Source organism: Flagellimonas sp. B-3 (assembly GCF_056857835.1).
Genome location: NZ_JBSXNW010000016.1, coordinates 175,004 through 187,164, shown reverse-complemented (window position 1 = coordinate 187,164; position 12,161 = coordinate 175,004). Strand labels below are relative to the sequence as shown.

At 41.4% G+C, this 12,161-nt stretch carries 15 protein-coding genes and 5 tRNA genes; all 20 read right to left on the bottom strand.

Annotation, left to right across the window (positions count from 1 at the left end; translation table 11 throughout):
* Positions 1 to 64: 64 nt before the first annotated feature.
* A complete protein-coding gene (gene rplL, locus AC13CS_RS04245; RefSeq protein WP_014033483.1) occupies positions 65 to 448 on the bottom strand; it encodes a 50S ribosomal protein L7/L12 in 384 nt (127 codons plus the stop codon).
* 55 nt (positions 449 to 503) lie between these two features.
* A complete protein-coding gene (gene rplJ / locus AC13CS_RS04240) occupies positions 504 to 1,022 on the bottom strand; it encodes a 50S ribosomal protein L10 (RefSeq protein WP_293168610.1) in 519 nt (172 codons plus the stop codon).
* A 23-nt stretch (positions 1,023 to 1,045) separates the two neighbouring features.
* Positions 1,046 to 1,738 (bottom strand): 50S ribosomal protein L1, encoded by a 693-nt coding sequence (gene rplA / locus AC13CS_RS04235; RefSeq protein ID WP_293168612.1) that lies wholly within the window; start codon positions 1,736 to 1,738, stop codon positions 1,046 to 1,048.
* 20 nt (positions 1,739 to 1,758) lie between these two features.
* Positions 1,759 to 2,196 carry a 50S ribosomal protein L11 gene (gene rplK, locus AC13CS_RS04230; protein WP_293168614.1) on the bottom strand — a complete coding sequence of 146 codons (438 nt, stop codon included), beginning with the start codon at positions 2,194 to 2,196 and terminating at the stop codon, positions 1,759 to 1,761.
* Positions 2,197 to 2,263: 67 nt separating this feature from the next.
* Entirely contained in the window at positions 2,264 to 2,815 is a 552-nt protein-coding gene (nusG, locus tag AC13CS_RS04225) for a transcription termination/antitermination protein NusG (protein ID WP_014033479.1), read from the bottom strand.
* 12 nt (positions 2,816 to 2,827) lie between these two features.
* Positions 2,828 to 3,016, bottom strand: a complete 189-nt coding sequence (gene secE, locus AC13CS_RS04220) for a preprotein translocase subunit SecE (protein ID WP_293168616.1) — start codon at positions 3,014 to 3,016, stop codon at positions 2,828 to 2,830.
* Positions 3,017 to 3,110: 94 nt separating this feature from the next.
* Positions 3,111 to 3,183 (bottom strand) — tRNA-Trp (locus tag AC13CS_RS04215).
* 72 nt (positions 3,184 to 3,255) lie between these two features.
* The gene (gene tuf / locus AC13CS_RS04210) at positions 3,256 to 4,443 is read right to left on the bottom strand and encodes an elongation factor Tu (RefSeq protein WP_163626893.1); all 1,188 of its coding nucleotides are present in this window, start codon (positions 4,441 to 4,443) and stop codon (positions 3,256 to 3,258) included.
* Between the two features lie 47 nt (positions 4,444 to 4,490).
* Positions 4,491 to 4,562, bottom strand: a tRNA-Thr gene (locus AC13CS_RS04205).
* Positions 4,563 to 4,651: 89 nt separating this feature from the next.
* Positions 4,652 to 4,724, bottom strand: a tRNA-Gly gene (locus tag AC13CS_RS04200).
* Between the two features lie 78 nt (positions 4,725 to 4,802).
* A tRNA-Tyr gene (locus AC13CS_RS04195) sits at positions 4,803 to 4,885 on the bottom strand.
* 23 nt (positions 4,886 to 4,908) lie between these two features.
* A tRNA-Thr gene (locus AC13CS_RS04190) sits at positions 4,909 to 4,982 on the bottom strand.
* 101 nt (positions 4,983 to 5,083) lie between these two features.
* Positions 5,084 to 5,386 carry a ribosome hibernation-promoting factor, HPF/YfiA family gene (hpf, locus tag AC13CS_RS04185; protein ID WP_293168620.1) on the bottom strand — a complete coding sequence of 101 codons (303 nt, stop codon included), beginning with the start codon at positions 5,384 to 5,386 and terminating at the stop codon, positions 5,084 to 5,086.
* A 54-nt stretch (positions 5,387 to 5,440) separates the two neighbouring features.
* Positions 5,441 to 6,331, bottom strand: coding sequence for a tyrosine-type recombinase/integrase (locus AC13CS_RS04180; RefSeq protein WP_482888486.1), 891 nt, complete (start codon positions 6,329 to 6,331; stop codon positions 5,441 to 5,443).
* 97 nt (positions 6,332 to 6,428) lie between these two features.
* Positions 6,429 to 6,623: a 30S ribosomal protein S21 gene (gene rpsU, locus AC13CS_RS04175; protein WP_090299076.1), complete on the bottom strand. Its 195-nt coding sequence runs from the start codon at positions 6,621 to 6,623 to the stop codon at positions 6,429 to 6,431.
* Between the two features lie 92 nt (positions 6,624 to 6,715).
* On the bottom strand, positions 6,716 to 7,885 hold the full coding sequence (locus AC13CS_RS04170) for an acyl-CoA dehydrogenase family protein (protein ID WP_482888485.1): 1,170 nt from the start codon (positions 7,883 to 7,885) through the stop codon (positions 6,716 to 6,718).
* A 10-nt stretch (positions 7,886 to 7,895) separates the two neighbouring features.
* Positions 7,896 to 8,750 (bottom strand): ComEA family DNA-binding protein, encoded by an 855-nt coding sequence (locus AC13CS_RS04165; RefSeq protein WP_482888483.1) that lies wholly within the window; start codon positions 8,748 to 8,750, stop codon positions 7,896 to 7,898.
* 19 nt (positions 8,751 to 8,769) lie between these two features.
* Positions 8,770 to 10,833 carry an amino acid carrier protein gene (locus tag AC13CS_RS04160; protein WP_482888482.1) on the bottom strand — a complete coding sequence of 688 codons (2,064 nt, stop codon included), beginning with the start codon at positions 10,831 to 10,833 and terminating at the stop codon, positions 8,770 to 8,772.
* 85 nt (positions 10,834 to 10,918) lie between these two features.
* A complete protein-coding gene (locus AC13CS_RS04155; RefSeq protein WP_293168631.1) occupies positions 10,919 to 11,926 on the bottom strand; it encodes a potassium channel protein in 1,008 nt (335 codons plus the stop codon).
* A gap of 2 nt (positions 11,927 to 11,928) precedes the next feature.
* Complete coding sequence (locus AC13CS_RS04150) at positions 11,929 to 12,156, bottom strand: PspC domain-containing protein (RefSeq protein WP_014033469.1); 228 nt, start codon at positions 12,154 to 12,156, stop codon at positions 11,929 to 11,931.
* Positions 12,157 to 12,161: the final 5 nt, after the last annotated feature.

Here is a 12,161-nt window from a genome sequence, read left to right as displayed (position 1 = left end):
TAAATAGGCTAAGGTCTAACCAAAAAATGGAAAGACCTTAACCAAGTTCTTATGGGAAAAGCGATTATTTAAGCTCAACTTCTGCTCCTGCTTCTTCCAATGATTTTTTGATACCTTCTGCCTCATCTTTGGCAACACCTTCTTTAACAGCTTTTGGTGCGCTGTCTACGATTTCTTTAGCGTCTTTTAGTCCAAGACCGGTCAATTCCTTAACCAATTTTACGACTGCCAATTTAGAACCACCGGCAGCTGTAAGGATTACATCAAATTCTGATTTTTCCTCAGCAGCTTCACCTTCGCCTCCACCAGCGGCAGCACCACCGGCAACGGCTACTGCAGCAGCAGCAGGCTCAATACCATATTCTTCTTTTAAAATGTCGGCCAATTCATTTACCTCTTTTACTGTAAGGTTTACCAACTGTTCTGCAAAATCTTTTAAATCTGCCATTTTTCTATCGTTTAATAAAAATGTTTAAAAATATACTTAGTTTATTGTGCGCGAATTATTCTTTCTCAGAAAGGGTTTTAAGGATACCTGCCAATTTACCGCCTCCGGACTTAAGTCCAGAAATAACGTTTTTGGCCGGTGATTGTAACAATCCGATGATATCCCCGATAACTTCCTCTTTGGACTTGATGTTAACAAGTGCATCAAGATAGTTATCCCCAATGTAAATGGCCTCTTCGATAAAGGCACCTTTTAATACGGGCTTTTCTGATTTTTTTCTAAAGTTCTTGATAAGTTTCGCAGGTGCGTTCCCTGTTTCGGACAACATCAATGATGTATTACCTTTCAATACATCGGGAAGTTCACCAAATTCCTTATCAGAAGCTTCCATTGCTTTTGCAAGCAAGGTGTTCTTTACGACCGCAAGCTTAATGTTCGCCTTAAAACACGCTCTTCTTAAATTGGAGGTGTCCACGGCATTCAACCCTGATATATCCGCCAAGTAAATGTTGGGATTATCAGTCAACTGTGCAGTCAAGTCTTTTATTACTGTTGCTTTTTCTTCTCTTGTCATAGTTAAAAAAATTGAACTACCAGTTATTGAACTGCTTTTGGATCTAATTGAATACTAGGACTCATGGTACTTGACAAGTAAATACTTCTCATGTACACACCTTTTGCAGCAGATGGCTTCATTTTCACCAAGGTGTCAATCAACTCCCTAGCGTTTCCTGCGATTTTGTCCGCAGAGAAAGAAGCTTTTCCGATTGCAGCGTGTACAATACCTGTTTTGTCCACTTTAAAGTCAATTTTACCGGCCTTAACATCGGATACTGCTTTGGCAACATCCATTGTTACGGTTCCAGTTTTAGGATTGGGCATTAAACCTCTAGGTCCCAAAATTCTACCTAATGGTCCCAATTTACCCATAACGCTTGGCATGGTGATGATTACATCAACATCGGTCCAACCGCCTTTAATTTTTTCCAAATATTCGTCCAACCCTACAAAGTCAGCGCCAGCTTCTTTAGCTTCTGCTTCTTTGTCTGGAGTCACCAATGCCAAAACTTTTACGTCTTTACCAGTTCCGTGAGGAAGGGTAACAACGCCTCGCACCATTTGATTTGCTTTTCTTGGATCTACACCCAAACGAACTGCCAAATCAATGGAAGCGTCAAATTTTACATTGGTTATTTCTTTTACTAAAGCTGATGCCTCTTCCAAAGAATAGAGTTTGTTCTTATCTATTTTGGATTGGGCTTCTTTTTGCTTTTTAGTCAATCTTGCCATTTCTTAATTGCTTTAAGATTTTAAAAAGGTCTCTGTCCGGCTATTTTCAAGCCCATAGATCTTGCAGTACCCGCAACCATACTCATTGCAGATTCTACGGTAAAAGCATTTAAATCCACCATTTTATCTTCGGCGATTGCTTTTACTTGATCCCAGGTTACTGAACCGTTTTTAACCCTGTTAGGTTCGCCAGATCCTTTTTTAATCTTAGCTGCTTCCATCAATTGAACTGCCGCAGGTGGTGTTTTTACAACAAAATCGAAAGATTTATCCTTGTAAACGGTGATAACGACCGGCAATACCTTGCCTGGTTTGTCCTGTGTACGAGCATTAAACTGCTTACAGAACTCCATGATGTTAACACCAGCAGCACCTAAGGCGGGTCCAACCGGTGGCGATGGGTTCGCAGCACCTCCCCTAACTTGTAATTTAACTACCTTATCTACTTCTTTTGCCATTGTTTCTAATTAAATTTAAAGTGTGTCAATTGGAAGCAACACAGCTTTATATATGTAACAGCTCTTGTTATACTTTTTCTACTTGCATATAGCTTAGTTCCAATGGTGTTTTTCTTCCGAAAATCTTTACCATTACTTCCAGCTTACGCTTTTCTTCATTGATTTTTTCAACAGTTCCATTAAATCCGTTGAAAGGTCCATCAATAACCTTAACCGTTTCTCCCAACACAAATGGAATCGCAACATTGTCTGTATTAACAGCCAACTCGTCCACTTTCCCCAACATACGGTTTACTTCAGATTTTCTTAAAGGAATTGGGTCTCCACCCTTAACTTCGCCCAAGAAACCGATTACATTGGTAATTGAACGAATGATGTGAACCATTTCCCCTCCAAGATTGGCCTTTATCATGATATATCCCGGAAAGTACACACGTTCTTTATTTATTTTCTTTCCGTTTCTGATCTGAACAACTTTTTCGGTAGGCACTAGAACTTCTTCAAGGTAATCGCCAAAACCTGCGCGCTCTACCTCACTTTCTATATAGCCTTTGATCTTGTTTTCTTGACCACTGACCGCTCTAACCACATACCATTTCTTTTCAAGTACCTCAGACATATCGACCGATCTTTATCCTATTAACTTATCAAAATACAACGTAATCAAGCTACTGAACAAGGAATCCACCCCCCATGTTGCCAAAGCAAACAAGATGGAGAAAACAGCTACAATAACCATTAGATTGGAAGCTTTTCCTTTTTCCAACCACGTAACATTGTTCTTAAGTTCTTCTAATGATTCCTTTATGTAAGTGACCATGATTTTTTATGTATTATTCTTGCATGCTTCGACTGCGCTCAACACAGGCTTCAGAGAGATATTCATCCCGTCACGCTAACGTCTTTTCTTTTTGCACGGGAGGAGAGACTCGAACTCCCGACACCTGGTTTTGGAGACCAGTGCTCTACCAACTGAGCTACACCCGTTTATAATTACACTGAAAGGTATCCCGAGAAAATCGGAACACCCTTGAGTGCAATTTTATTATAAAATGAATCTTAATCTAGAATCTCAGTAACCTGACCGGCACCTACTGTTCTACCACCCTCACGGATAGCGAAACGTAGACCTACGCTACAAGCTACAGGCTGGATCAAATCCACAGTAATTGTCAAGTTATCACCTGGCATTACCATCTCAACACCGTCAGGCAAGTTAATGTTACCAGTAACGTCGGTAGTTCTCAAGTAGAACTGAGGACGGTAGTTGTTGTGGAATGGTGTGTGACGACCACCTTCTTCTTTTTTAAGGATATAAACCTCAGCTTTAAATTTAGCGTGTGGCTTAACTGAACCTGGCTTACAGATAACCATACCTCTTTTGATATCAGATTTCTCGATACCTCTCAAAAGAAGTCCTACGTTATCACCAGCTTCACCTCTATCCAAAATCTTACGGAACATTTCAACCCCTGTAATAGTGGAAGTCAATTTCTCAGCACCCATACCGATGATATCAACAGGGTCACCTGTATTGGCAACACCAGTTTCGATACGACCAGTAGCAACGGTTCCCCTACCTGTAATGGTAAATACATCTTCAATCGGCATAAGGAAGTCTTTGTCAACTTCACGCTCAGGCTCCTCGATCCACTCATCAACAGCTTTCATCAACTCCATAACTGTGTCAACCCACTTTTGCTCACCGTTCAAAGCACCAAGTGCAGAACCAGCGATAACAGGACCATTGTCACCATCGTACTCGTAGAAAGAAAGCAATTCTCTAACTTCCATTTCAACAAGTTCCAAAAGCTCTTCATCATCCACCATGTCAACTTTGTTCAAGAAAACAACGATACGTGGAATACCAACCTGACGTCCCAATAGGATGTGCTCACGAGTTTGTGGCATTGGACCATCCGTAGCGGCCACAACCAAGATAGCACCGTCCATCTGAGCAGCACCAGTAACCATGTTCTTTACGTAATCCGCGTGACCAGGACAGTCAACGTGTGCGTAGTGACGGTTTTCTGTTTGGTACTCAACGTGTGAAGTGTTGATTGTAATACCTCTTTCTTTTTCTTCAGGAGCGTTGTCAATAGAATCAAAGCTTCTTGTTTCAGACAAACCTGCGTTGGCCAATACAGTGGTAATAGCAGCGGTCAATGTAGTTTTACCGTGATCCACGTGTCCAATGGTACCAATATTTAAGTGCGGTTTGGAACGATCAAAAGTTTCCTTTGCCATTTTAAATAATTTTAATCTTAGTTTATATTAGTGTACAAATCGTTTTGAGCCAATGACGGGATTTGAACCCGTGACCTCTTCCTTACCAAGGAAACGCTCTACCCCTGAGCTACACCGGCCTATGGGTTATCAGGTTTAGAGTTTAAAGTTACAAGTCTAGCTCGTCAAAACTTCAACCTTCGTCTTGAAATCAAAGTTTCAAGTTTAGAGCGGGAGACCGGGTTCGAACCGGCGACATTCAGCTTGGAAGGCTGACGCTCTACCAACTGAGCTACTCCCGCATTTTTATGGATTTTCATCCAAAGATTCCATTATTTCAAAAAACCTTCTTTCCCGGTTGTTCCGACGAACAACTTTTGTGGGGGGAGCAGGATTCGAACCTGCGAAGGTAAAAACCAACAGATTTACAGTCTGTCCTCGTTGGCCGCTTGAGTATCCCCCCGCCTTAATTTTCAGTAACTTACGAGCCGATAGAGGGACTCGAACCCACGACCTGCTGATTACAAATCAGCTGCTCTAGCCAGCTGAGCTATATCGGCATTTCACCGCTTTTTACTCACTAAAAAAGCCCGCTATTTCTAACGGACTGCAAATGTATATATTTATATTTTAATTCAAAATAAATTTTGAAAAATTTTCATCACGCCTTCGCCCTCAGTTTTTCCTTCTTTTTCACTAACTGCCTTTCCAAGGAACTACAGGCCGAATCCACAGCCTCTTCAAACGACTTACATTGTTTTTTTACCATGAATTTGTCCCGAGGGACAAACACCATGATTTCCACGATCTTATTTTCTTTAGCACTTGTGTTTTCAACTTTTAAATATACATCCGATTCAATGACCTTGTCATAGAACAATTCCATCTTGTCCATTCGTTTTTGGACAAAGTCGAGGAGTTTTCCATCAGCTGTAAAATTTACCGATTGTGCGTTTACTTTCATAAGACGAAGTTTTTAGTACTGTCCAGGACAGTGAAGTTAAACAATACAAGAATTTTATTTCTTGTTTCTTGGATGGGCCTTTTGGTGTACTTTTTTTAGCTCGGCAATACTGTTGTGCGTGTACACTTGCGTAGATGCCAAACTGGAATGACCCAATAATTCCTTTACGGAATTTAAATCCGCCCCCTTATTGAGCAAGTGTGTTGCAAAGGTGTGTCTGAGTATATGCGGACTCTTTTTCACCTTGGGGGACACCAAACTAAAATACTTATTTATGGTACGATAAACAAGTGTTTCATAAATTTTAAGACCTTCTTTTGTTAATAGTAAATGTGTGGAATCCGATGCATTTTCAAGTTTGGAGCGCTTGGTCAAATAGTTTTTTATCTGATCCACGGTGGATGGCAACAAGGGAAGAATACGCTCTTTGTTCCGTTTGCCCAAAACTTTTAATGTATGGCCGGACAAGTTTACATCCGTCACCTTTAAATTTACCAATTCGGCCCTTCGCATGCCGGTGGTGTACAAAAGTTCTATAATGAGTTTATCGCGCTCCCCTTCAAAATCTTCATCAAAAGGAATTTTGGATAAAATAGTTTCCATCTCCGTTTCAGAAAATGGAACTTCTACTTTTTTGCTGGTTTTAAGCGCCCTATGTTTCACCAATGGGGAAATGACAATATCTCCCACCTTCAATAAAAATTTATAGTAGGCCTGCAGTGAAGATATTTTTCTGTTGATGGTTCTGTTTGAAATCCCCTGGTCGGACAAGTGGACAATCCAATTTCGAATCAATGGATAAGAGATGTTTTCCAGATTGGACTCCCCATGATGCTCCCTGCAGAAGCTGGAGAAGGTATCAATATCCTTTTCATACGCTTTTATGGTATGCTCGGAGTAGTTTTTCTCCAACCTTAAATAGGATATAAATGCTGATACGGACATATATCAAAGGTAGCAATTACGATTGGCCTATAGCTAAAACGAAAAATCCCGCTCCAATATTGGAACGGGATTGATATATTTTGCAAACGCGATAGCCCTATACTTCTTCTTGGTCTCTAAGGCCTTGAATGTACTGTGCTTTTTGAATTTGCGCTCTACGCTCTACAGATGGTTTGGTAAACTGTTGTCTTGATCTTAACTGACGCATGGTACCTGTTCTGTCGAACTTTCGCTTAAAACGCTTTAAAGCTCTATCGATGTTTTCTCCTTCTTTTACTGGTATAATTAACATGGACTACAACCTCCTTTCTTTAAAATTTTGGTCTGCAAATATACAAATGATATTCAATGGGTAAAGAAATATTTTGCTTTTTTAAAGGCAATCTACACAATTGTCTTTTTGTATTCCTTTTTATCCACAATGATTTTAGCCAAAATCTCCTTTAGAATTTCTGAAGTACCACCACCAATGGGACCCAACCTACTATCTCGGCTCAAACGTGCCATAGGGTAATCTTCAATATAACCGTAGCCGCCCAAAAATTGAAGACAGTTGTAAATCACCTCATCGGCCATTTTGGTGGACTTTAATTTGGAAATAGTGGCTTCTTTAACAACATACGCACCTTTTTCCATTTGTGCCACTGTGGCATAATTGAATTGTTTGCACACCAACATATCCGAATACAGGTCCACCAGCCTATGCCGCAAAGCCTGAAACTGGTCTATGGTTTTGCCAAACGCTTCGCGCTCGGACATATATTGCAATGCATAATCCAAGGCAAACTCGGCCCGTGCATGCGCATTGATGCCCATTACCAAACGTTCCAAGGAAAAGGCCTCCATAATATAACCAAAGCCTTCGTTCTCCTTGCCCAACAAATTGGAGGCAGGAACCTCTACATTATCAAAGGCCAGTTCTGCGGTATCCGAAGCACGCCACCCCAACTTGTTGAGCTTGCTGGCGGTAACACCCTTCGCATTCCTGTCCACAACAAACATACTGATACCCTTATGACCAGCATTCTTGTCTGTTTTGGCAGCAAGAATAATGTAATCGCCGTAAACCCCGTTGGTAATAAAAGTCTTGGAACCGTTCACTATGTAGACGCCATCTTTTTTTTCTGCCGTGGTGCGCATGGCCGCAACATCGCTCCCCCCAAAAGGTTCCGAAACCCCCAAACAACCAATTTTTTCACCGAGCACACTAGGCTCTAGATAAGCTTTCTTTTGCTCATGGTCTGCCAGTTTGTTCAAATAGGTCATGGCCAAGTATTGATGCGCCCACATGGCAGCGGCAAAACCACCCGAATTGATCTTTTGTAGTTCTTCCAGAAAAATAGTGGTATAAAACAGGTCTAGGTCCAAACCCGAATAAGCCTCGGAGGTCATAAGCCCAAAAAAGCCCATCTCCCCAAACTTGTTCCAAATAGCCCTATCAATCTTTCCAGTGTCCTCCCATTCTTCAATGTGGGGAACAACTTCTTTTTGCAAAAAATCTTTTAAACTCTCCCGGAACAAATTATGCTCTTCCGTGAAGTACATATCGATCATACCACCTTATTTATAAGGACAAATATAAGGCTATTCTATCTAGTTTTCCCGTAGGAAATTTATTGACTTTACTCAATTCTTGAAATGATTGATAAGCACCATTCTTATCTCGATATGCAACAATATCAAAAGCCAATGACCTACTGATATAAACCAATTGCGATAGCTCCGCTGCACTAGCTTTATTAATATTGATTTTTTGTATCGAAGGCACCTCCAACACTTGGAACCTAAGCAAAGCTTTGTCCGCAACCTCAGGTTTTAAACCATAAACATCGTACAACTGTTCGTTTACCAAGAACCCTCCTAACCTGTCCCGAAATTTTATGATTCTTTCCGATAGTGTTTCCCCAATACCATAAATTGATTCTAAATCTTCCGTCGTTGCAGCATTCAAATCTTGGAGCCTTACTGCTGTTGTTTGTTTTGATGGGGCCTTTTTGATGGATTGATGTTTTGTAACCCAATCCGGAAACTTAAAATAGGATGAAATTTGATTCAACAATGAATCCGATACCTGGGTAACGGTTTGAAACTCCTTGGCCGAATTCACGAACTTGCCCTCTTCACGAAAAGCAAACAATCTGTCCAATTGCGAAGTGGATAACCCCAGTGTATACCCTTTATAATCTGTAATATAATTGGGGTTGAAGGGAAAAATTTTTACGGATGCTTCAAGCTGATGGTTTTTAAGACTATCCATCTTGCTTTGCTCTTCTGTATCGAGAGCAAAATTGCTTTCCCGTTGAGATGGATTTGCTTTTACATAGTAATATCCACCTTGAAGCACAGTCGTTATCAACAATAAAAAGAAAATCCCACTCCGTTCTTGTTTATTGAATCTGAAGTGGGATTGTTTTCTCATAATATGTTTAAGTTAAAACTTAACTTTTAGCCTTTTTAAAGAGTTGACCGACTTTTAATTTCTGTAAATAGCCATCCAGATCTTTACGCACTTCACCGGACATGATGTAGAGTCCAATAATGTTCGGGAAGGACATGGCCAATATCATCATGTCGGAAAAGTCCAGCACGGCCCCCAAGCTTACGGAAGCCCCCACAACCACAAATACCAAGAACAGCATTTTATAGATCATTTCGGCACGCTTGCTCTTCCCAAAAAGATATGTCCATGCTCTCATTCCATAATAGGACCAAGAAATCATGGTAGAAAATGCAAAAAGGAACACTGCCAAGGCCAACACATAGGGGAACCAAGATATTTGGCTACCAAACGCATCGGAGGTCAGCTGCGCACCGGCCATTCCTTCCACCTCGTGCATTCCGGTAAAGATCAATACCAAGGCCGTAAGGGTACAAACCACTACGGTGTCGATAAACGGCTCCAACAAAGCAACAAAGCCTTCTGATGGTGGATGATTGGTCTTGGCGGCACTATGGGCAATCGCTGCGGAACCCACACCGGCCTCATTGGAGAAAGCTGCCCGCTGGAATCCAACCACCAAAACACCTATTATACCGCCTTTTAAGGCCGAAGGATTTAATGCCCCTTCAAAAATGGCTGAAAATGCAGGGCCAATATTTTGTATGTTCATTATAATTACTGCCAAGGCCGCTACAATGTAAACAGAGGCCATAATTGGCACTATCTTACCTGTTACCCTAGCAATACTGCTAATTCCTCCAATGATGACCACACCGACTAAAATAGCGGTAACAACACCAAACCAAAATCCGTTGCCTGCCAAAACAGGAAACTGACCTGCCAATTGTTCGAAGGACTGGTTGGCCTGGAACATATTTCCACCTCCAAAGGAGGCTCCTACAGCAAGTAGTGCAAACACTCCTGCCAATACTTTGCCAAATCCTTTCAGGTTTCTTTTTTCAAGACCATATCGCAGGTAGTTCATAGGGCCACCGAAAACACGCCCGTCAGGAAGTATATCGCGATATTTTACGCCAAGGGTACACTCCACAAATTTGGAGGACATCCCCAACAAACCACAGATAATCATCCAAAAAGTTGCTCCTGCGCCCCCTAACGAAACGGCAACAGCAACACCGGCAATGTTTCCAAGGCCTACGGTACCAGAAACTGCAGTAGCCAACGCCTGAAAGTGGGTTACTTGTCCCGGTGCATCAGGGTCGTCATATTTTCCTTTGGCCAGGTCAATGGAATGCTTAAAGCCACGGATGTTGATGAATCCCATTCGGAGGGTAAAGAACAATGCCCCGAACACCAACCAGATTACAATAAAAGGAATCCCTTTGATAATTGGGTCGCCATTGGGATGCAACATTGGGATGGGTTCGTCATACTCGATTTCAGCAAAATAATGCGCTCCCTGCTCAATAACATGCTCCGGGTTCTGGGAGTTGTAGATTACTCCTCCCTGTTTCACCTTTTGCAAGAGTTTTCCTTTGGCGTTGGATTGTATGGTTATCTCACCTCGTTTGTCACTGGCAATAATGGCAATATCTTCGCCTTTGGCAACACTTGCCTTTTCATCTTTGAGCCATTCCTTCAATACAAATTTGTCCTGGGTTTCATTGCTCCAATCCGGGATACCGATCAGTTTTACATCGGCGTAGGCCACAGGATCGTATATTCCAATGGCGGCAAAGGGGTCCCAAAACAAAACAGACCCCAAAGCGCTTACTGCCGGGGTCATGGTTCCGTTGAAAACTTCAGTGATCGATTCTGTCTCAATTTCAAACTCCTTTGTAACGGAATTGCCTGCAGCATCTGTTACAACTACACTATATGGTATTCCTTCCACCAGCCCTTGCGCTCTTTTTGATGTGAGCGGCGTACTCTGGTTGCTCCATTTATAGGTATAGGGTTCAACCCCACCATCAACTTCAAGTTCTATGACCCCATTATTTATGTTGTCGGAGACGTTATAAGTTTTGCCCACTACGGTCAATTCTTGTGAAAAACCTGTGGTTAGTGCAAAAAATGCCAATAGAGTAATAAAATACTTCATATATTGAAATTAGTTAGTTTTTGGTACGGTAAAGGCAGCAATATCTAAAAAAAATTCAACGCTATCAAATTTTATGTTTTTTTAACTAACCTATCTGAAACATTTGATTTAATTTCCGTATTTGCTCCGGTCTTCCCAAAACAATCACCTTACTTTTTGGCTGTAATGCCATATCTGCCTCTGGATTGATGATATATTTTCCGTTCGGGTCTATGTAACCTATAATTGTGCAGCCCGTTTTTCTTCGCAAATCCAAATCCCTAAGTGAACTACAGTCCATTTGACTGGTGAAATCCTCGATTTCAACCTCTTCTAAATTTGTAGTATGTTCCCCTTCAATGGAAAGTTGATCTAAAAATGTAATCAAGTCGGGCATTACCACTAAAGAAGCCATGTGGTCCCCACCAATTTTATCGGGCATAATTACTTTGTTCGCCCCAGCAAATTCCAATTTTTTTATAGAAGTGACCTGAGACGCCCTACTTATTATGAACAGATTCTTGTTGAGCTGCCTAGCGGACAGTACTATAAAAAGGTTGGCAGCATCGTCGGGCACGGCGGTGATCAAGTATTGTGCACGATCGATCCCGGCTTGCAGCAACACCTCGTCCTCATTGGCATCGCCCTCCACAAACAACACATCATCTTCGTGCCTTTCAATAATCTCCTTATCTTTTTCAATAACAACAAAAGGCTTTTTGTAGGCAATCAATTTTTCGGCGGCCTGCATGCCGTTTCTACCAAAACCGCAAACCACAACATGGTTTGAAAGACTATCTACTTGTTTCTTCACTTTTCTCTTTTTTAGTAGTTCCAGCGAATTTCTTCCCAAGATATATTCCGAAACCACAGAAATGGCAAAACCGAATATAAAAATACTGGTGACGATTAAAAATACGGTAAAAATCTTTGCATTGGCATCCAACGGCCTCACCTCCGAAAAGCCTACGGTAGTTACCGTAATAATGGTCATGTAAATGGCCTCTATCCAAGTAAAATCGGACAGCATTTTATAACCGAACACCCCAAACAAAAGCACCACAACCATTAAGGAAAGTGCCAATACTATTTTGGAGCGCATCAATCTAATCATGATCAGAGGTCAAATACAGAAGTTCTTTTTGTATAGATCAGGTCCTTAATCCGAAGCCAGAAAGCAATAAAAAGGTACAGCGCAAACCCAAAACCCAAGGTGACAAAGGTTAAATAGATAAAACTGGTACGTACCACCCGGGCACGAATACCAAGCCGTTCCGCTATGCGCCGACAGACCTCAAAGCCTCTTTTTTGAAAGTAGTAAAGGGTATTGTAGAACAAAGACATGGTTA